Consider the following 19,753-nt stretch of genomic DNA (forward strand, 5'->3'; position numbering starts at 1 on the left):
AGCCATGAGGAACGACATCAAGGCTTCGTGCCAGAAACGCTTGAACCGCATCGAAGGCCAAGTTCGCGGGCTGGCGAAAATGGTCGATGAGGACCGGTACTGCATCGATATCGTCACGCAGATCTCAGCGGTCCGTTCTGCCCTCCGGCAGGTGGAAGAACAGATCCTTAAAGATCACGTGGCCCACTGCGTGGAACACGCCATCAACAGCGGCGATAAGGCCGATCAGCGCCGCAAGATCGCGGAACTGATGGACGTAGTGGGGCGGGTGGATAGGTAGCGATGGCGGTGGTCACAAATACCTGAGCAGGATCAGACTGCGGTCCTCGCCGAAATATGCTATTCAAGTTAGGTCGGCTTGAAAGGTAAGTAGCCAAATGCGGCTCGTCCGCACCATCCTTGCACTCGCGGTCGCCATTTCGCTGGCGATGTTGCCGCTCGGCGCATCGGTCGCCGTCGGTCACGCAATGCCGTCGAACAACATGCAGAACGCCATGCACATGGCAGATCACGGCGACATGTCGATGGACGATTGCTGTCCGGACAACATGCAGGGAACGATGTCGCACAAGGACGGCAAGTGCGGGATGGGTTTCTGTTGCATTGGCGGAGCCTTCGCGATCGGCGACGTTCGTCCCGGTGCACTCGCGCTCTTCGCTGTCGCCGCGGCAGAGATCGCCATTCCCGCCGATCAGGTCCTGTCCTCCTGCGGCGGCAGTCCTCCCTTCCGACCTCCTCGAAGCTGATCTCGCAAAATTCGCGCGCGCACGCTTGCTGCGCAGACGACTGACGTGCGCGCTTTGGAAGCGCCACGGCGAGAGATCAATAATGAGGGCAAAACCATGTTTTCCAAATTCACGACCGCGGCTGTTGCCGCCACCCTTTCACTTGCCGCTTCTGCCGCCATGGCAGGCGCCGGCGACTACTCTTTCGAGCCGGTTAATCTGGAGATGAAGAAAGGGGACGACGTCACGCTCGCCGTCCGGCTGACCAACAAGCAGACCGGCAAGCCGGTGTCGGACGCCGTTATCTTCAAGACCCGCGTCGATATGGCTCCCGACGGTATGGCCGAGATGGAGTCGCCGGTCACACCGCTGCCCTCGAAGGAGCCGGGTGTCTACGTCTTCAAAACCGACTTGCCGATGGCCGGCCGATATCAGGTGACGCTCTCCGCGAAGGTGCAGGGCGAATCCGAGACCGTCACCGGCAAGGTGATTGTCAAGGCGACCAAGTGAGCCTGCGGGCGCTCGACGGCGCCCGCATTTCTCTTTCTCATTCACATAATGCGCTTGGGCGCGCTGGATAACGCCATGAACACGCAGCGTCTTCTGACGGCACTCGCACTCACGAGCAGTCTCGCCTTCGGTAGCTTCTGGTACTGGGCCGGCGATCACCGGTCCGTATACGCGACCACCGCGGCGGCCGCGGATCGAACTCCGCTCTATTATCGCGATCCGGACGGCGCGCCACTCTGGTCGGCAGGTCCTAAGAAGAACGACAGCGGGCGGGACTACCTGCCGGTCTACGACGACGACAAGGCCACCCCAGCCCCCCTCAAGCCGAAGCAGCAGGCGGAGGATACGTCGCGAAAGGTTATGTACTACCGCAATCCCATGGGCCTGCCGGACACGTCCCCAGTACCGAAGAAGGATTCGATGGGGATGGACTACGTTCCCGTCTACGAAGGCGACGACACCGACGACGGCAGCGTCAAACTATCGCTCGGCAAGATCCAGCGCACGGGAGTGAAGTCGGAGCCTGCCGAGCGGCTTCCGATCCGTGTCTCAATCAAGGCTCCCGGCACCATCCAGCTCGACGAGCGCCGGGTGTCGGTGATCGCGATGCGTGCCGAAAGCTTCGTACAGAAGGTCGCCAACGTGACCACTGGCACCCACGTGAAGGCGGGACAGCCGCTGATGGAGATCTACAGTGCGGCGGTTGCCTCCGCGGCGGCGGATTATCTGGCGACGATCACCTCAGATAAGGTGGGCCAGGTAGAGAAGTACAGGAGCGGGTCGCGACAACGGCTGACAAATCTGGCCGTGCCAGAGCAGGTCATCTCCGAGATCGACAAGTCTCATGTTGCGCCAGTGACCGTGCAGTGGTCGTCGCCGCGCGACGGCATCGTGCTGGAGCGCAACGCCATCGAGGGGATGCGGGCCAATCCGGGCGACGTGCTGTTCCGGATCGCTGACATCTCGGCGGTCTGGGCTTTGGTCGATGTTGCCGAACGGGATCTCGGCAGCATCGAGGTCGGCCAGCCGGTTTCGATACGCGCCCGCAGCTTCTCGGGCCGAACCTTCTCGGGAAAGATCTCTGTCATCTATCCTCAGGTGAACCGCGACACGCGCACGGCCCGCGTCCGGATCGAGCTGGACAACCCGGACTTCGCGCTGCTGCCCGACATGTACGTCGATGCCGAAATCGACACCGCGGATGGTGCGCCGGTGCTGGCGGTGCCGGAGAGCTCCGTGCTTGACACCGGCAGCCGCCAGGCCGTTCTGGTCGATAAGGGCGAGGGGCGTTTCGAACCGCGGGTAGTGAAGGTCGGCCGTCGCGGCGGCGGCTTCATCGAGATCAGAGACGGCCTTGCCGCGGGCGAGGCGGTAGTCACCTCGGCCAATTTCCTGATCGACGCGGAAAGCAATCTGAAGGCCGCGCTCAAGGGTTTCGCTGAGGCGACGCAGCAGCCGTCGAACGGCGCGTCAGACGCGATGGGAGATCATAAATGATTGCCCGCATCATCGCGTGGTCGGCCCGCAACCTGGTGCTGGTGCTGTTCGGCACGGGTTTCGCGGCCGCCGCCGGCCTGTATGCACTTGTTCATCTTCCGCTGGACGCGATCCCCGATCTCTCCGATACGCAGGTCATCGTCTACACTGAGTACCCTGGGCAGGCGCCTCAGGTCATCGAGGACCAGGTCACGTACCCGCTGACGACGGCCATGCTGACGGTGCCGAAGTCCAAGGTGGTGCGCGGCTTCTCATTTTTCGGCGTGTCGTTCGTTTACGTGATCTTCGAGGACGGCACTGATATCTACTGGGCGCGGTCGCGCGTCATGGAGTTTCTGAACGGCGCCGCCTCGAGACTTCCGGCAGGCGTCACGCCGACGATCGGCCCCGACGCGACGGGCGTCGGCTGGGTGTACCAGTACGCCGTCATGTCCAAGGAATTGAACCTGGCGGACACGCGAACGATTCAGGACTGGAACCTGAAGTTCGCCTTGGCCAAGGCGGAAGGCGTGGCCGAGGTCGCCAGCATCGGCGGCTTCGTCAAGCAGTACAACGTCGTCCTTGACCCGCAGCGGATGCGCGATCGCGGCATCAGCTTGCAGAAGATCCGCGACGCGATCCGTTCTAGCAACGCCGACGTCGGCGGCCGCACCGTCGAGCTCTCGGAGTTCGAATACGTGATCCGCGGCCGGGGGTACATCAAGAACATTAACGATCTCGGCAACATCGTGCTGAAGACCAGCAACGGCACACCGGTGCTGCTACGGGACGTAGCCCATGTCGAGCTCGGTCCGGACGAGCGACGGGGCATCGCCGAACTCAATGGCGAGGGCGAGGTCGCGAGCGGCATCGTGCTGCAACGCTTTGGCGTCAACGCTCTCGACGTCATCGAGAACGTCAAAAAGCGCTTTAAGGAGATCGCGAGCAGTCTACCGAAGTCCGTCGAGATCGTGCCGGTCTACGACCGGTCGAACCTGATCTACTCCGCCATCGACACGCTCAAGCACACGCTGTTCGAAGAAAGCATCGTCGTCGCGCTCGTCTGTATCGTGTTTCTGCTGCATGTCCGCAGCGCATTGGTCGCGATCCTCATGCTGCCGGTCGGCGTGCTGATGGCATTCGGCGCCATGAAGGTGTTGGGGGTAGGATCCAATATCATGAGCCTCGGCGGCATCGCGATCGCGATTGGTGCCATGGTTGACGCCGCCATCGTCATGATCGAGAACGCCCATAAGCACCTCGAACGGGCCAAGCCCGAAGAATCGCGGGTCCAGGTCCTGATCGACGCGGCGTCCGAGGTAGGGCCGGCGCTGTTCTTCAGCCTTTTGGTCATCACCGTGTCGTTCATGCCAATCTTCACCCTAGAATCGCAGGAAGGTCGGCTGTTCAGCCCGCTCGCGTTCACCAAGACATTCGCAATGGCCGCTGCGGCCCTGCTGTCGGTCACCCTGGTGCCGGCGCTGATGGTGATCTTTGTCCGCGGCAGGATCGTTCCGGAGCACAGGAATTTCATCAACCGCTTCCTGATTTGGATCTACCGGCCCGTGATCAAGGCCGTGCTGCAGGCGAAGACTCTGGTGATCCTCGCCGCCGTAGCGGTACTGGCTGTCACGATCTGGCCCGCACGGCAGCTCGGCACCGAATTCATGCCGACGCTCAACGAGGGCACGCTGCTGTATATGCCGACGACGCTACCCGGCATCTCTGTCACGAAGGCGGCCGAACTGTTGCAGACGCAGGATCGGATCATTAAGTCGTTCCCGGAGGTCGCCTCGGTCTATGGCAAGGCGGGACGCGCCGCGACCGCGACCGATCCGGCGCCGACTGAGATGTTCGAGACGGTGGTCAACCTGAAGCCGAAACAACAGTGGCGTCCTGGCGTGACCCTCGACGGCCTCGTCGCCGAGATGGACAAGGCGCTGCAATTCCCCGGCGTCTCCAATGCTTGGACGATGCCGATCAAGGCCCGCATCGACATGCTATCGACCGGCATCCGCACGCCGGTCGGTGTAAAAGTTATGGGCACAGATCTGGTCGAGATAGACCGTCTAGCCAAGCAGATCGAGAATGTCATCAAAGCTGTCCCTGGCACATCGTCGGCCTACGCCGAACGGGGCATCGGCGGGTACTATCTCGAGATCGCGCCAGACCGCGAGGCACTTGCCCGTTACGGGATCCTGGTCCAGGACGTCCAGGACACCATCGCGGCCGCCCTCGGTGGGCAGACGGTGACCACGACCGTAGAGGGTAGGCAGCGCTTTACGGTGAACATGCGCTACCCGCGCGATCTCAGGGACAATCCAAAGGCCATCGCCAGCGACATCCTGGTGCCGATGCCGGCAGGCGGTGCCGTGCCGCTCGGCGAAGTCGCCAAGGTCGAGCCGGCGCGGGGACCGACGTCGATCCGGACCGAGAACGGACAGCTCGCGACCTACATATACCTCGACGTCCGTGATCGGGACCTAGGCAGCTATGTCGCCGACGCTCAGCGTGCCGTCACGGAGAACATCCAATTTCCCGCCGGTTATTATGTGGTCTGGAGCGGTCAATACGAATATCTGCAGAGGGCTGCCGCTCGCTTAAAGATCGTTGTCCCCGTCACGCTCGCGGTCATCTTCCTGCTGCTGTACCTAAACTTTGGGGCAATGACTGAGACCCTGATCGTCATGCTCTCGTTGCCCTTTGCCCTGGTCGGCGGACTCTGGATGATGTGGTTGCTCGGCTTCAACCTCTCCGTCGCCGTCGCCGTCGGCTTTATCGCGCTCGCTGGCGTCGCTGCCGAGACCGGCGTCGTGATGCTCATTTATCTCGATCAAGCGCTTGCCGAGATGAAAGCTAGGCGCGACGCCCAGAGCCGAATGTTGACTCGGCAGGATCTCCACGACGCCATCATGTTGGGCGCGGTCGAGCGTGTTCGCCCCAAGATGATGACGGTGGTTGCCATCATGGCGGGCCTTCTGCCTATCATGTGGAGCACCGGCACCGGATCTGAGATTATGCAGCATATCGCGGCGCCGATGATCGGCGGGATGATCTCATCGACGCTCCTCACCCTCATCGTGATTCCGGCGATTTTTGGCGTCGCGAAGGGGCGCGGACTAGCCCGCGACGGCAAAGCCGCCGACACGCTGTCGAATGGTACTCCGCAAAACGTACCAAAGGCGGCATGAGCGAGAGTATCGAGCAAAAATAGATTTCCAGATGAGCATGACTTGCAATTGACAGGACCGGCCATGTACCTGGCGGCGGTGGTCGCCGGCCAAGGTAGGTACATGATGGGTTTGCCCGATTGCCGAACGAACCTGTTCGGGCGCGTTATCTCGTGGTTGAATTTTTCCTCGCAGCGGCCGAATGGAGCCTCACAATGAGCATATTTGGAAAGATCATGGGCGCCATCTTCGGCAGCCACGCCGAAGCTGCTACACCGACATCAAAACCCGAGACAGGCGAAGGCAATACCGCCTCTACCTCAAATGCAGCGGCCGCCGGCCTCAATGTTGATGTTGCAGCCATTCTTGACAAGGCTGTCGCCAAGAAAAGCGAACAGCTGGTCTGGCGGACTTCGATCATTGACTTGATGAAGGCACTTGATGTCGATTTCAGCCTCAGCGCTCACAAGGAACTGGCGAAGGATCTGGGCTATCCAGGCGACATGAACGACTCCGCGACGATGAACATTTGGCTGCATAAGCAAATGATGGCACAGCTGGCGGCTAACGGCGGCAAATTACCGCCCGATCTCACCCGCGCAGCTTAGCGAGGGTTCGCATCGTTATTCATTCCAACAGGAGTTCGGCAAGTGCGATCGGTACTGTGAAGTGGTTCAACGGGCAGAAGGGCTATGGGTTCATCGAGCCTGAGAGCGGCGGTAAGGACGTGTTCGTCCTGTGCCTACCGCAAATCAAATCCGAATATATTGGTGATGCAGCCCGCCCAGGATTGGTCGACAGAGAATGCGTCCGGCTGTCTCGACGGCACGTGATATCGGCGCGTCCTTGTTCAATGATAAGTGAGTGCGCGTGCCGTTGTAGTAGCTCATGTACGAGAGCAGCACGTGGCGCAGATGGCGTTCGCCGACTACCACGAGATGATCAACGCATTCCCTGCGGATCGATCCGATCAGCCGTTCAGCATACGCATTTTGCCACGGTGAGCGAGGAGACGTCGGGCGATCGCGAATACCGATGGATCGAACCCGACGCATGAATATTTCGCCGTATGCGCCGTCTCGATCCCGGACCAGGTAGCGAGGGATTTGCTCCCAGCCGCAAGCTTGAGTGAGCTGATTGGCGATCCATTCGGCCGTTGGATGCGCGGTCACCCCAAACCACAGGATCTGCCGCCGGCCGTGGCCCATGATCAGCAACCCATAGAGCAGTCGGAACGAGATTGTCGGCACCACGAACAGGTCCATCGCCACGATCCCGTCAGCATGGTTACGAAGGAACGTCTTCCATCCTTGTGACGGAGGGGCTCTCCTCCGCGCCATATACTTGGCGACGCTGGTCTGGCCGATCTCGATACCCAGCTTGAGAAGCTCACCATGGATTCGCGGCGCTCCCCACAACGGGTTGGCGAGGCTCATCTCGCGGATCAGCCGGCGAATTTCCAACGGCACTGTTGGTCGGCCGCAGCGGCGGCGCGATTTCCAGCGCCAATACGATCGGAAGCCCGCGCGGTGCCATCTTATAACCGTGTCCGGCTTAACGATCGCAAGCGCACGACAGGTCTGAGGAAACAACCGGTAAAGACCAATGAAAATCAGTCGGTCAATTGGGTTGAAAGCAAGCTTGCGAGGCGCCCCTCGCCGAAACACATTGATTTGTTGCCGCAATACCAAAATCTCGGCCTCAAGCGTAGCTCGCGACCGGAAAAGATCCGTGAACATCCGCCAGATCAGTCTGCACAGGTCCAACATCACGCAACAGCATCGCCCGATTCTCAACCAGCTACCAGCCGGATATGGTTTGCGGTAGGGACAGGCAGAAGGCCGCTGATCTACGCGATTACGCCTGACGATCGAGCCGCGCTCGTCCCGATCTGGATCGTGTCGCAGGCATATCGTTGGGCAAGAGCACCGAACGAGACCGATCATCGAACGCACCGCGGTCGGCGAGAGCGCCAGCGCCATCCGTCAGTCAGATACCCAAGAAACCGCGTCCCGGATACGCCGAACTGAAGCGGACATGTATAGACATTCCAGATCGCATGGATGAGAGCCAGCTATGGCCGTAGGTCCGCGTTCGTCAACGAGGATGGCGAACATATAGAAGCGACTTTCGGCAAAGATGTGGTCACTGAAAGCGATTGCTGCGAGGACAAGGCCAAGGCAGCTTCAGTCATTTCCATAATCATCATTTGGATAGTAAGGCTCTGGTTCAATATCAAAATACTCGGTCGGATCATTTTCCACCGTCCGCAAAACCTGATCGGCAAGACCTGCTACGCGAAGTTCTTGCGTCCCCATTAGAAGCAAGTTGCACACACCGCATTCAAATTTCCGTGGGGAAAAGATGCTCTGAATAAAAATGGATGCGTCTTCAATTTGGGCTGGCAGGTCGCCGATGTGCTTAACAGTCAGACTTCCTTTGCTCTGGCATGCAGGGCATGTTGTTTCCGTCGCCCATATCTCATTCTGTTGGAGCGCCCAACCACGTTTTGGCGCTTTCGTCTTGCGCCGGGCTTCAAGCTCTTGTGGGGTTAGCCCTGATATCATCCTGCTACAATCAGCAACCCTTTTCCTCACTTCAGCATCGATCTTTTTATCGGTTCTGGCGTTCGTCTCTCTGGCTTCCCGCGCACGTGCGGAGCCAAGAAGGTCGTCCAAGTCTCTGCCGAGAAATTTAGTGAGGATGTCCAGTGACCGGTAAAAATCGGGAAGCCACTGGCCGCTGCCGAAATCAGCATAAGCAACTTCGCCGGTGTGCAGCTGGCGGTTTCTTCGCTCCGATAGGATAAGACATGCATTTGCATCTTCTGACGTGAATTCATCCACAAAATGGACAAGGCGGGCGAAGATCGTCTTCGCAACGATCGTGCGTGGCTCTTTGGTTGGTACACCAAACGCGTACAAAATATTCGGCGCTCCATCACCTCTCGGGTCAGCAATCAGGGCCGGATGAACCTTGGCCAACGCAGCCTTTCCAAGCGCTTCAAGAGTAAATGATGCGAACAGCGGAAATTTCGTTGGATCGGGATCAGCAGCTATAGTCTGACCGGCAAATAGTTTCGCCTTTTCCCACAGGCTATCAGATGTCCATTCTTGCATGCTGCCATACCTCATAACGGATAATGCGTCGATCGTGGTCCCCACCTTCCTCAAGAGCTTCGCGGGCATGGGTAGAGCGCCAATTATCGATGATAAGTGCTGACCCAGGAGACCATCGGTGCCTAACCTGCGATTGCGAAAGTTGATGTGGGATTAGTTCGCAGCACTCATGTGCTGCCGCATTCGCTGCTGAAAGGCATAGAGGGTCCCATCGTATCGCTGATCGATCTCCAATCGATATCCGAGCCGAGACGTTGAACGTTCGACCTCCGTTGGTAAGGTACCAAGAACTTCGATCGAGCGTCCGGAGTAGCTTTGGCGGTAATAGATCAACCGTTGAAACGAATGTCCCGCGCTGAAACACATGGCTGCTCTCGTTGTGCAATATGAGAAGTCTCGGTGGGATCGGCCGGAAAGCAAAATCTGTATGATGAGGAAATCCGCCAACGCCAAAGCGGCCCGATAAAGAATTTGATCTCGCCTCGGCTTGGGTTCTTACGATCAATTCCGACCTTGTGATGCGACCAATCCGACGAAGCGCCTTGAGAAAATGCTCTAATTCGTCAGCCGCCAGATTGATCGAGGCAACGCCAAGCTCTCCGAGAGTTGAAATGATCGGTGAGATATTCAACGACCCCTCCGTCACACCGGTAGCCGCGGGCGCCAGCTTCAAACCGCCGGCTTACCACGCGGTCTTGCGGGTTCGACTGCGTTGAGGATTGAACTCGAACGGTCGCCCTGACCTTGCGCTACGAGCCGTCGAAGGTTTTCGTGCAGTTGGGCTTCGACATGATTATGGGGTTCTGCCCATAGTTCGGACAATGCGCCTACAGCCTGCTCACACTCCCAGGGCAACAGCGATCGTCCGTCGACTTGCCCGAATGGACCGTCAGTTTCCGTGAGCAAACGATCGCGCGGAATTTCGGCTGCTAGAGCCCTTCCTTTTTTTCCCGCCAACATCGCTGGGCCTACACTGAACCAGCATCCGATTTCGATAGCTCGTTTCACCTCGCGTTGAGTGCCCGAAAACCAATGAAGAACGGGTATTCCGGCGTCCGCGTTTTCAGACAAGGCGTCTAAAACGGCGGTTGCCGCCCGCCGGCTGTGGATGGAGATGATACGACCGCCGGCGACACGGCACATTTTTAGTATACCGTCGAAAACCCGTTGCTGGGTGCCCCACGAGCTTTTTAACTCAGGCGCACCATCCAGTCCTACTTCTCCGACGTACCTTGTGCGCGGAAGTAGTTCTTCGAACAACGGTAGTTCATGCTGCCGCTCCTGCGCTATCTGCGGATGTAACCCAATCGCTGTCCTAATGCGCGGGGCATCCTTCGCAAGAGCGGCGGTGCCTGACCAAGCAGAAGGTGTGGTGGTTACCGATAGAACGAATAGATCACGTTCGATGCACTCCCTCGTCGTGGCAACTGGGTCGGGATAGAGATCGAGATGGGCATGAAAATCGATCACTTGACACCGTATTTCGCGTGCAGAACGCCTAGCTCGGCTAGCCCTCGGCGTAGCATATCCTGCAAGGCGTCGCGCTCGCCGATCAGCGGCCAAGCCAGCGCATTGCCGAGCCAATTGCGGAATCCTCCGTCTTCGGTGGCGACCAAGGCCATGCCGACTGAACGGACGTCGTCGAAGCCGGCATGCTTTTCATCGTCACGACCGAGCGCCTCGAACACGTATTCGGTCGGATCCGGTTGTCCCCATGCGAGGAAAGCCGCCCTGCGTACCTGACACGGAACGCATCGACCGCAGTGGTGATAGTTGTATTTCTGGAAACGCCCGCAACTCGTCGACCTCGGCGCCAGCGTCCGGAGCAGCTGCTGATCGGCACATTCCCTCAGCATCTCTCCCTTCGTCTTTTCAGCGTAGGGAGTTCGGATCTCCACCCGTATGTCGGCAGCATTTAGCAGATCCTCAAACAACGAGAGAAATTGAGGATGGGCTGTACGCGTGCTAAGGCTGCCGACCCGGCTTCCGGTCAGCGGAGGGTTTATCGCTATGAAGCCGTTCTCGCAGACGTAGAGGGGTACGGTCGCGCCAGCTTTATAGGGCGCGAGCGTCGTCGCGACGAGTATTCCAAATGCGAGGAAGATGATCGAGCGCGCGCGCTGCGAAGTATCCTTCGGCGCCGGCACTACCGCGTTGTCATTGAGTTGTATGTGTCTCAGTCCGCCACCGATCGTACGCGCGAAATCTTCCTGCTTCTCCGTGTCTCCGCGGACGATCTTGCTGATAACGAGGGGCCGCGTTCCGGCGGTGGCGAGGTCGATCGTTCCGATCAGACTATCCAGACCGCCGGACAGCAGTGCCACGCAATCCTGCGGTGGTCGAACAACACGCGCCGGCTCGGGCGCCGCCGCTCCGCCCGGAATGAACCGCAGGTGCCATCTGTCGGTCGTGAGAAACGCAAGGGCGTCCGCGATTACCGGCGCGGCACCGTTCCAGAAGTCCGGCTCGGTCACAGCAATTTCCAGTTCGAATTCTCGCGTCCATCCGTCCGGACTTCCGGTGCGCAGTCCCGCGGCGTCGGCCACCATGACCGACATCGCGACGGAAAGCAGATCCCATGCCCGCCGGTGGGGAGCCAGACCTTCCTTTCGGATATCGTTGCGTACGGCGGCGCCTGCGCTCGCTCGATCGGGTGAGCCGGCTTGGCCGTACAGCACGACCCTGAGCGTATCGGCTTCGTGAAGCCGGCCGATTTCCCCCGGTGCGCACAGGAGCCTCATTCTTCGTATCCTTCGAAGACCTCGAACGTGTCGCGAAGAGCCGCCTGTACGACGCGTGCGACGCGTCCCGGGGAGAGGATCCGGCCCTGGTCCCTCAATTTGCGGAACGAAGCGGCGACAGTTTCCGCGATATACGCCCGCATCTGCTTCAATCGAGACATCGCGACCGTCGCGGTCGGCGCCCTTTCGAGCAAATGTTTACCGACGTCGAGTTCGAAGCGCCTGGCGACGTCAATGGCGGTGAACTTCTCGATGACGAACTCGCGTTCAACGTCCGACAGATTGAGCAGGTCTGCCTCCGGAAACTCCGTCAGCAATTGCGACATCGCGTCGTGCATCGCGGCGCGCTCCGCTTCCGCATCCTGCGTGCCGTCGACCGGCCTGACCGCCTCGATGATCGCGGTCGCGATCTCTTCGGTCGAGCGTCCGGCGAGCGCGACTGTGTCCAGCATTGCGTCGGCGGCACCCGACGCAGTCGAATACAGCGTATGGCTGAGCGAACCGGCGGTCTGGGCCGTGCTGCCGAACCGCTGGGTCGCGGTGTTCGATCCGCCGTATCCTCCCCGGACGTAGTGACCGAGCCCTCGTCTCAGATCGCGGCCGTCACCCGATCGCGCGAAGTTTCCGAGACTGGTGCGGACGCCGCCGAACCGCTTCTCGGGAGCGATGGGTGGGGGCTGTAGTCCAGGTGGGGACGCGGCCGGCGGTGCAACGGGGACCCGTGGTAATTCGCCCAGAGGCAGGCCATCGGGCACCATGTCCGGCGGCTCGTTGGGCGGCTGCGGAGGAGGCGGCACGGGATCTAGAGGCGCGGCAGGCGTCCATGGCGGTACCATCGGTACGCCCGGGCCCGGGCCATTGCTAGACTGCGACGTTCCCATTCGTCCTCGTCTTGTTGATCGCGGTCTTCACGGGCTTCGAGATATCGCCCGACGAACTCCAGGCATCGAGCAGAGATGCCGCCCACGGGCGATCGCCGATCTTCGGTACGATACTCGGCTGGATCTGCTGGTGAGGGCGGGCTTCGAGGAACGCCGCCAACCGCGGCCCCTGGACTGGATCCGCATCGGCGAGCGCGATGCAAGCAGTGAGTATGGGCGGCGCACCCCATTCCTGCTCCTTGCGGGCGCGCTCCAGCAGGCGGTCCATGATCACAGTGGTTTCTATGCGGGGGACGTGGATGAGGCGATCCTTCAACCGGGCCGACACTTCTGGATGCTCGATCATCGCCGCGAGAAGTTCGGCGCCGTCGGACGACAAGCGGTCTTCGGGGGTGATTAGCGGAGCGTGTTCGCGACTGACGTAGAGCGCGCCGCGGAGATCGACGTCGTGCAGCGGCGGCGATAGCGCCAGCCACTCGCGCACGAAATCGCCGGTCCACGGGTTCTTCATCGCGAGGTCGCAGCCGGCGGCCGCAGCCTCCTCCCAGTCCTTTAGAAACGCAGGCTTTCCTTCCGCGTCAGTCGTCACGTTCTTGACGAGCTCGGCATACGCCTTGGCGTCGCCTATGCGCTCGAACAGGAGAAGCTTGGCGAGGACCGCCTCGTCGACGCCGACGCCCTGCGCGGTGGAGATAGTCATGCGGATCGAGAGCGCGTTTAGGAAGCGTTTGATCAGCCGAGGATTGCCGACGATGCCCGACGCCGTCGTCATGAGCGAGGCCAGTCGCTCGGCGGTGTCGAGTTGACCGACGAGCGCCCCGGGCAGCACAACACCCAGAGAGTTGATGAAGGCGCGGTCCACCTTCTTGCCCTGCCATGTGCTCCTCAACTGGCGGATCACAGCAGCGCGCACCTTCTCTTTGTCGGGCTCCGGGAGTTGGCTGTTGTCGACGAACAGCAGCATCATGTAAGCGCGCACTTCCTGCGTGCCGAGTTGCGGCACGCGGATCGGAACCTGGATCAGCTTGTCGAAGTAGTTCGTGACCATCAGGTCGTTTTCGACGCCAGCGAAGTGTTTGCGCGCCGCGTGCTTGATCATGTCGTTATCCGCGGCGATGACAAACGCTGTGTTTTTAAGGAACAGGAAGAGGCGGATCGCCTCCAGCGTCGAGATTGTCGTCTCGGGCAAGCAACGATCGAGGTCGTCGATGAGGACGACGAGCGTGATGCCGAGTTCTTCGAGGGTCTGTTCAAGCGTATCGCGCAGCGCCTGGATTTCCTTCGGCGGAGACGTCTGCTCCTTGGGCTTCTAAAGCTCTCCGCCTTCCTTGGCGGCATCGCCGGCAACCTTCTTCGCCGCATCGGCGTCGCCCTTTCCGACGCCCTCGTTCCAGACCTTCTTGCCGAGCTCAAAGAACTCGCCGACGGCCCCGACCGGCGGAATGCCGAAGAAGATCGACGCCGCCGACGTCGTCGCAAGCTTCGCCACCCGCAACCACTTCACCCGCTTGGCGAGGGACGCGACCTTGTCGAGTGCCGTCTGGCGGCTCTCGGCCTCCTTCGCGAGCTTGTCGGTGATGACGTCCATCAGGGCGGCGCGCGCATCGTCGTATCCCTGGTAGAGCCAAGCGTTGAATTCGACGAAGACGTACTTGTCGAATGCCTTCTTCCCGCTCTTGTCCTCGCGGGCGGCCACGGCGGAGCGGGTGAGCCTGATCATCGACGACTTGCCGATGCCCCAGGCGCCGGACACGCCGATCGAGATCGGGCGGCCCCGCGATTGAACGATGATTTCTGCGACCGTGTCAGCCACGCCCGAAAAGTTCAAAAAGTCTCGCTCTGTTTCATTATCGGGCCACATGCCTTAGGCCCCGATAAGCGTCAGTGCTACGGCTAGCGCCGCAATTTTCCAGATATTCATGCCCCAGCCTCCCCAGACCGCGGGCATTTAAGAACAACCGGAGCGCGAGGGCAATTGTCTGCTACGCGCCTTCGCGGGTATTTGCCATCAAAGCCCGGCACACCGCAGGGAAACGACCGGCAGCGCCCCCATCGAAATGTAGCCACCTGCGGCGTGCGGTTTTTCTGCGGACAGGCCAAGGCTACCGACCATCGGCAGATACCATCCGCCTCGTTGCTTTTAGGCTAGTACGCGGCAGGAATGCCCCGGTAGGCTGGTGGCAGTCCAAGGCGGTCGCATTCGCTAGCTGCAACCGTCAAAGCTTCCGCTGCCGTCTCAAATGGACCGATCCGGGTCTGCTTATAGTTCTCGGTCGAGACGACATAGTGCCTGCCGTTCACCCGTCCGAGGCGGACGCCGCCGTTCGGTCGATATACGCGAGGTGTTGAACGCAATCTTCTATGTGCTGTCGACCGGCTGCCGATGCAAGGCGATCACCGCCGATGATGGTCAGGTGAAGCAGAAGATACATCGTCCGAAACTCGGAGCGGCAGGCGTGGTGCGCTAGACCGGTCAGCGACGCAGTTGCTGCCAATACGACTGGCTTTGCAAAATTGGAGGTCCGCGACCATGGCTAGATGCACAGCACCACGATTTGGTCATCGCACGGCGAGCGGTCGAGCTGCCTGCCCTGCATGCGGTGGTGGCGGCTACCGAAGCTACGGTGGCGGCTACTCGTCGTATTCGCCCCCGTACTACTCGCCCCCATCTCACTCCACGTCAGGGAGTAGCGGAGGCGGCCGGAGCAGTGGGGGCGGGTCTGGCGGCCGCGCAAGGCCGAGATGGTCGCCGGCCAGTTCGTCGGTGGCGTACACCCCTGTCGAGGTGCAGACACTCACGCCGATCCGCGAAGCCGTCGAGAAGCAAGCGTTTTTGGATCTTCGGGACGTCTTTCTTTGCCATGCGTGGAACGACCGGCAGGGGAGCGCCAAGGAACTACACGATCTGCTCGAGTCACGTGGCGTCAGGGTCTGGTTCAGCGAGAAGGATGTCGCCCTCGGCACGTCGCTTCTTCGCGAAATCGACAGAGGCCTGGCGAAGTCGCGAATTGGTATTGTGCTGGTGACCCCTGCACTGCTGAACCGCCTCGACGCAGAGGGAGCCATCTCTGACAAAGAGCTATCGGTACTTCTATCGCGTGACCAACTCGTCCCCATAGCGCACGGCACAACGTTCGAAGCTCTCCGCAATGTCAGCCCCATGCTCGCCTCACGAAGCGGTTTAACTGTCACTGCAACAAATACGATGGCGGACGTCGCGGCCAAGCTCGCCGAGGTGGTAACGGTGTTGGCGCAGTAGCACTATTGCCAGGTGAGGATGTGGCGCACTGTAATCGGCCTTTTGTAAATTCGTAGTGGGAGGCGGTTTGCCCATGGGGGCCTACGGCAAATAAAAAATTGGTCGGCACTGACTCAAGCAACCATGCCTTCTCTGACCGGACCCTAGTTTGCAGACGACGGTTGCTAATTGGTAGCTAGAGAGCACTGAGCCGGCAGCACATTTCGAGAAAAGCCTGCAAATAATGGCGCGCCGTGTCATTCGGCCTGCAATATTGACCCCCTGAGCCGGGGGATCGGCGTCCAAAATTGACCCCCTACAGGTTGGTCTGTTGCGCTGCCTGCTTTGTAACGAAGCAGGTGGTTGGAGATGCTGGTCGTGGAGACGATTGCGCGGATACGGCGCGAACACTTCATCAAGGGCAAGACGATCAGGGCGATCGCCCGCGACCTGAAGGTGTCCCGGAACACGGTCCGGAAGGTGCTGAGGTCGGGAGAGACCTCGTTCGAGTACGAGCGGCAGGTTCAGCCGCGGCCCAAGCTTGGACACTGGGCATCTGAGCTCGATGTGTTGCTGGCGGCGAACGCGACCAAATCCGCGCGCGAACAACTGACCTTGATCCGGATTTTCGAAGAGCTTCGCGGCCGCGGCTATGACGGTGGTTACGATGCCGTGCGGCGTTACGCCAGGCGGTGGAACAAGGAGCGCGGGCAATCGACCGCGGCGGCCTATGTTCCGTTGAGCTTTGCGGCGGGCGAAGCCTACCAGTTCGACTGGAGCCATGAGATCGTTCTCCTCAACGGCGTGACGGCGATCGTGAAGGTCGCTCATGTCCGGCTGTGCCACAGCCGCATGCTGTTCGTGCGAGCCTATCCGCGCGAGACGCAGGAGATGGTGTTCGACGCCCATGACCGGGCGTTCGCGCTGTTCAAAGGGACCTGCAGCCGCGGCATCTACGACAACATGAAGACGGCGGTGGAGACGATCTTTGTCGGCAAGGATCGCCGCTACAATCGCCGCTTCCTGCAGATGTGCAGCCACTATCTGGTTGACCCGGTTGCCTGCACGCCGGCGTCGGGCTGGGAGAAGGGCCAGGTCGAGAACCAGGTCGGACTGGTCCGGGAACGCTTCTTCACACCACGGCTGCGATTCAAAACCCTCGACGAGCTAAACGTCTGGCTGCTCGACAAATGCATCACTTACGCCAAGGCGCATCGCCATCCGGAACTGGCCGATCAGACGATCTGGGACGTGTTCGAAGCCGAGCGCCCCAAGCTCGTTCCCTATGCCGGCCGGTTCGACGGCTTCCACGCGGTGCCGGCGTCTGTCTCCAAGACCTGTTTGGTACGCTTCGACAATAACAAATACTCGGTCGCGGCCAGCGCCGTCGGACGCCCGGTCGAGGTTCAGGCCTAGGCCGACCGCATCGTAATCCGTCAGGATGGACGGATCGTGGCGGAGCATCCGCGATCCTTCGCACGCGGCGAGACGACCTACGATCCCTGGCACTATGTGCCGGTGCTCGCGCGCAAGCCCGGCGCCTTGCGTAACGGCGCTCCCTTCAAGGACTGGGTGCTGCCGGCCGCGATCGAACGGATCCGGCGCAGGCTCGCCAGCACCGACGATGGCAACCGGCAGATGGTCGACATCCTCAATGCGGTGCTGACCGATGGTCTGCCGGCCGTTGAAGCAGCCTGCGCCGAGGCGATCGCTCATGGCGTTCATTCCGCTGACGTCGTGCTCAACATCCTGGCCCGTCAACGCGAACCCGCTCCACCAGCCAACATCCTCACTCCCGCGGCGCTGATCCTGCGCCATGCGCCGATCGCCGACTGTGCCCGTTATGACAGCCTTAGGAGAACCATCTGATGGAACGTACTCAACTGTTCGACCTCATGGGTGAGTTGAAGCTCTATGGCATGAAAGCTGCCTTCGACGAGATCATGGCGACCGCCATCAAGCGCCAGCATGAACCCCAGCGCATTGTCGGCGACCTGCTCAACGCCGAGATCAATGAGAAGCAGGCCCGCTCAATCAAGTACCAGCTCACCATCGCCAAGCTGCCGCTGGCCAAGGATCTCGCCGACTTCCAGTTCGACGGCACGCCGATCAACCAGACGCTCGTCAACGACCTCGCCGGCGGCGGCTTCATCGCCCAGCAACGCAACGCCGTGCTCGTCGGCGGTACCGGCACCGGCAAGACCCACCTGGCCATCGCAATCGCCAGAAGCTGCATCCGATCCGGCGCCCGTGGCCGCTTCTACAACGTGGTCGACCTCGTCAATCGCCTCGAGATCGAGACCCGTAACGGACGTCAGGGCCGGCTTGCCGAACATCTGACCCGGATGGACTTCATCGTCCTCGACGAACTCGGATATCTGCCCTTCGCCCAGTCTGGCGGCCAACTGCTGTTCCATCTCGTCAGCCGGCTATATGAGCGCACATCGATCGTCGTCACCACCAACCTCGCGTTCGGCGAATGGCCCAGCGTGTTCGGCGACGCCAAGATGACCACCGCGCTGCTCGACCGCCTGACTCACCACTGCGACATCGTCGAGAGTGGCAACGACAGCTGGCGCTTCAAAAGCCGCGACGACGAGCACGCCACCCGCGCTCGTCTCGTCTCCGCAATCCCGGCCAGCTCCGGCGAGACGAGCGCTACCGCCAAAGCCCGGCGCGCGAAGGGGTCAAAATTGGACGCCGATACGGGGGCAAATTTGCGAACGATGGCGTAATTGCGGTCAGCGCTCGGGGCACGAGAGCTCCGTTATCGTCTACCTCTCGCAATCAAGCGATTCGGAGGAGCTGTCATGCGGCAATACGTCGGGCTAGATGTCTCGCAGAGAGAGACTGCGGTTTGCGTAGTCAATGAGACGGGTGAAGCAATTTTTGAAGGAAAGGCCAAGTCTCATCCTGGAGATCTGTCAAAGTTACTTCGTAAACATGCGCCACTGGCGGAGCGTATCGGCTTTGAGACGGGCGCAATGGCGAGCTGGCTTTGGCATGAGCTTCGTAGGGTCGAACTCCCCGTCGTTTGCATCGATGCAAGGCATGCACACGCAGCACTATCGGTCCGCATGAACAAAAGCGATCAGAACGATGCTCGGGGCCTTGCCGAACTGGTGCGGGTTGGTTGGTTTCGAGAAGTCAAAATCAAGAGTGAGAAGAGCCAGAAGGTTCGAGCTATCCTCGTGGCGCGATTCCGCCTTGTGTCCATACGCCGGGATATCGAGAACCAGGTCCGCAGTCTGATCAAGGAGTGTGGGTTGCTATTCCCTCGCGCCATTGGCCAACAGTTCCGTAACCAGGTTGGCGAGCTATTGGGCGAAGATCATCAACTCCTCAGCGTGATCGCGCCGCTCTTGTCGATTCATGAACTCATCTGCCAGCAGCAAAGCAAATTTGACGACGAGGTCCGCCGATTGGCGAAGTCGGACGAGACGACGCGTCGCCTGATGACAGTTCCTGGTGTCGGCGTGGTCACCGCCTTGACGTTCCGCCATACGATCGATGACCCGTCTCGCTTCCGATCGGCCTCGACAGTCGGCGCCTATCTCGGCCTCACACCTCGGCGCAACCAATCTGGTGAGACTGACACTAGTGGCAAGATATCCCGATGGGGCGACAGGCTCCTCCGAACGTACCTTTACGAGGCGGCGACCGTTCTGCTTTATCGAACAAAGAAATGGTCCTCCCTCAAAGCCTGGGGTATGAAACTTGCGAAGCGGATCGGCATGAAAAAGGCAAAGGTTGCTATCGCCCGCAAGATCGCTGTCATCCTCCACTGCATCTGGGTCGACGGCACATCATTCGACTGGGGCAACGCGCCGGCCTGACCTTATTTTGCAAGTTCCTGGCCCGGTCCGCCGGGCTGGCGATGTCCCGCTGGGACG

At 60.4% G+C, this 19,753-nt stretch carries 15 protein-coding genes and 4 pseudogenes; 12 read left to right on the plus strand and 7 right to left on the minus strand.

From position 1 onward, the window contains the following. The first annotated feature begins 4 nt into the window (after positions 1 to 4). The 7 genes and pseudogenes from ACMYR2_RS17565 to ACMYR2_RS17595 all read left to right on the plus strand — a co-directional run. The gene (locus ACMYR2_RS17565; RefSeq protein ID WP_416193393.1) at positions 5 to 280 is read left to right on the plus strand and encodes a metal-sensitive transcriptional regulator; all 276 of its coding nucleotides are present in this window, start codon (positions 5 to 7) and stop codon (positions 278 to 280) included. A 97-nt stretch (positions 281 to 377) separates the two neighbouring features. Further along, the gene (locus ACMYR2_RS17570; RefSeq protein WP_416193394.1) at positions 378 to 746 is read left to right on the plus strand and encodes a hypothetical protein; all 369 of its coding nucleotides are present in this window, start codon (positions 378 to 380) and stop codon (positions 744 to 746) included. Positions 747 to 842: 96 nt separating this feature from the next. Beyond that, positions 843 to 1,235, plus strand: coding sequence for a FixH family protein (locus ACMYR2_RS17575; RefSeq protein WP_416193395.1), 393 nt, complete (start codon positions 843 to 845; stop codon positions 1,233 to 1,235). Positions 1,236 to 1,310: 75 nt separating this feature from the next. Then, positions 1,311 to 2,732 carry an efflux RND transporter periplasmic adaptor subunit gene (locus ACMYR2_RS17580; protein WP_416193396.1) on the plus strand — a complete coding sequence of 474 codons (1,422 nt, stop codon included), beginning with the start codon at positions 1,311 to 1,313 and terminating at the stop codon, positions 2,730 to 2,732. Then, positions 2,729 to 5,902, plus strand: coding sequence for an efflux RND transporter permease subunit (locus ACMYR2_RS17585; RefSeq protein ID WP_416193397.1), 3,174 nt, complete (start codon positions 2,729 to 2,731; stop codon positions 5,900 to 5,902). Before ACMYR2_RS17580 ends, ACMYR2_RS17585 begins: the two co-directional genes overlap by 4 nt. Positions 5,903 to 6,096: 194 nt before the next feature. Continuing rightward, the gene (locus ACMYR2_RS17590; RefSeq protein ID WP_416194127.1) at positions 6,097 to 6,489 is read left to right on the plus strand and encodes a DUF3597 domain-containing protein; all 393 of its coding nucleotides are present in this window, start codon (positions 6,097 to 6,099) and stop codon (positions 6,487 to 6,489) included. A gap of 47 nt (positions 6,490 to 6,536) precedes the next feature. Further along, positions 6,537 to 6,617: pseudogene (locus ACMYR2_RS17595) on the plus strand (cold-shock protein); the annotation flags it as partial. A 16-nt stretch (positions 6,618 to 6,633) separates the two neighbouring features. Here ACMYR2_RS17595 and ACMYR2_RS17600 read toward each other — a convergent pair. The 7 genes and pseudogenes from ACMYR2_RS17600 to ACMYR2_RS17630 form a co-directional block, all read right to left on the minus strand. Beyond that, the gene (locus tag ACMYR2_RS17600; protein WP_416194128.1) at positions 6,634 to 7,650 is read right to left on the minus strand and encodes an integrase core domain-containing protein; all 1,017 of its coding nucleotides are present in this window, start codon (positions 7,648 to 7,650) and stop codon (positions 6,634 to 6,636) included. Between the two features lie 417 nt (positions 7,651 to 8,067). Beyond that, positions 8,068 to 9,000, minus strand: coding sequence for a hypothetical protein (locus tag ACMYR2_RS17605; RefSeq protein WP_416193398.1), 933 nt, complete (start codon positions 8,998 to 9,000; stop codon positions 8,068 to 8,070). Next, entirely contained in the window at positions 8,981 to 9,646 is a 666-nt protein-coding gene (locus tag ACMYR2_RS17610; RefSeq protein ID WP_416194129.1) for a TauD/TfdA family dioxygenase, read from the minus strand. The genes ACMYR2_RS17605 and ACMYR2_RS17610 overlap by 20 nt, the downstream gene beginning before the upstream one ends. Positions 9,647 to 9,669: 23 nt before the next feature. After that, positions 9,670 to 10,470, minus strand: a complete 801-nt coding sequence (gene qatD, locus ACMYR2_RS17615) for a Qat anti-phage system TatD family nuclease QatD (RefSeq protein ID WP_416193399.1) — start codon at positions 10,468 to 10,470, stop codon at positions 9,670 to 9,672. Next, on the minus strand, positions 10,467 to 11,741 hold the full coding sequence (gene qatC, locus ACMYR2_RS17620) for a Qat anti-phage system QueC-like protein QatC (RefSeq protein WP_416193400.1): 1,275 nt from the start codon (positions 11,739 to 11,741) through the stop codon (positions 10,467 to 10,469). The genes qatD and qatC overlap by 4 nt, the downstream gene beginning before the upstream one ends. Then, complete coding sequence (gene qatB, locus ACMYR2_RS17625; protein ID WP_416193401.1) at positions 11,738 to 12,577, minus strand: Qat anti-phage system associated protein QatB; 840 nt, start codon at positions 12,575 to 12,577, stop codon at positions 11,738 to 11,740. The genes qatC and qatB overlap by 4 nt, the downstream gene beginning before the upstream one ends. A 25-nt stretch (positions 12,578 to 12,602) precedes the next feature. Next, positions 12,603 to 14,483: pseudogene (locus ACMYR2_RS17630) on the minus strand (KAP family P-loop NTPase fold protein). A 445-nt stretch (positions 14,484 to 14,928) separates the two neighbouring features. Here ACMYR2_RS17630 and ACMYR2_RS17635 point away from each other — a divergent pair. From ACMYR2_RS17635 to ACMYR2_RS17655, 5 genes and pseudogenes are all read left to right on the plus strand, one after another. Then, a pseudogene (locus tag ACMYR2_RS17635) lies at positions 14,929 to 15,027 on the plus strand (transposase); the annotation flags it as partial. 359 nt (positions 15,028 to 15,386) lie between these two features. Next, positions 15,387 to 15,881 carry a toll/interleukin-1 receptor domain-containing protein gene (locus ACMYR2_RS17640; RefSeq protein ID WP_416193402.1) on the plus strand — a complete coding sequence of 165 codons (495 nt, stop codon included), beginning with the start codon at positions 15,387 to 15,389 and terminating at the stop codon, positions 15,879 to 15,881. A gap of 348 nt (positions 15,882 to 16,229) precedes the next feature. Continuing rightward, a pseudogene (gene istA / locus ACMYR2_RS17645) lies at positions 16,230 to 17,729 on the plus strand (IS21 family transposase). Then, positions 17,729 to 18,595, plus strand: a complete 867-nt coding sequence (istB, locus tag ACMYR2_RS17650; RefSeq protein ID WP_416193403.1) for an IS21-like element helper ATPase IstB — start codon at positions 17,729 to 17,731, stop codon at positions 18,593 to 18,595. Before istA ends, istB begins: the two are co-directional and overlap by 1 nt. Before the next feature lie 75 nt (positions 18,596 to 18,670). After that, on the plus strand, positions 18,671 to 19,696 hold the full coding sequence (locus ACMYR2_RS17655; protein ID WP_416192988.1) for an IS110 family transposase: 1,026 nt from the start codon (positions 18,671 to 18,673) through the stop codon (positions 19,694 to 19,696). Positions 19,697 to 19,753 lie beyond the last annotated feature (57 nt).

The organism is Nitrobacter sp. TKz-YC01, assembly GCF_047824785.1.
Taxonomy (GTDB): Bacteria; Pseudomonadota; Alphaproteobacteria; order Rhizobiales; family Xanthobacteraceae; genus Nitrobacter.

What these genes read in the sequence shown, in the direction of transcription:
- ACMYR2_RS17565 (WP_416193393.1), top strand. Translation starts at nt 5, where the DNA reads ATGAGGAACGACATCAAGGCTTCGTGCCAGAAACGCTTGAACCGCATC.
- ACMYR2_RS17570 (WP_416193394.1), top strand. Translation starts at nt 378, where the DNA reads ATGCGGCTCGTCCGCACCATCCTTGCACTCGCGGTCGCCATTTCGCTG.
- ACMYR2_RS17575 (WP_416193395.1), top strand. Translation starts at nt 843, where the DNA reads ATGTTTTCCAAATTCACGACCGCGGCTGTTGCCGCCACCCTTTCACTT.
- ACMYR2_RS17580 (WP_416193396.1), top strand. Translation starts at nt 1,311, where the DNA reads ATGAACACGCAGCGTCTTCTGACGGCACTCGCACTCACGAGCAGTCTC.
- ACMYR2_RS17585 (WP_416193397.1), top strand. Translation starts at nt 2,729, where the DNA reads ATGATTGCCCGCATCATCGCGTGGTCGGCCCGCAACCTGGTGCTGGTG.
- ACMYR2_RS17590 (WP_416194127.1), top strand. Translation starts at nt 6,097, where the DNA reads ATGAGCATATTTGGAAAGATCATGGGCGCCATCTTCGGCAGCCACGCC.
- ACMYR2_RS17600 (WP_416194128.1), bottom strand. Translation starts at nt 7,650, where the DNA reads ATGTTGGACCTGTGCAGACTGATCTGGCGGATGTTCACGGATCTTTTC.
- ACMYR2_RS17605 (WP_416193398.1), bottom strand. Translation starts at nt 9,000, where the DNA reads ATGCAAGAATGGACATCTGATAGCCTGTGGGAAAAGGCGAAACTATTT.
- qatC (WP_416193400.1), bottom strand. Translation starts at nt 11,741, where the DNA reads ATGAGGCTCCTGTGCGCACCGGGGGAAATCGGCCGGCTTCACGAAGCC.
- qatB (WP_416193401.1), bottom strand. Translation starts at nt 12,577, where the DNA reads ATGGTACCGCCATGGACGCCTGCCGCGCCTCTAGATCCCGTGCCGCCT.
- istB (WP_416193403.1), top strand. Translation starts at nt 17,729, where the DNA reads ATGGAACGTACTCAACTGTTCGACCTCATGGGTGAGTTGAAGCTCTAT.
- ACMYR2_RS17655 (WP_416192988.1), top strand. Translation starts at nt 18,671, where the DNA reads ATGCGGCAATACGTCGGGCTAGATGTCTCGCAGAGAGAGACTGCGGTT.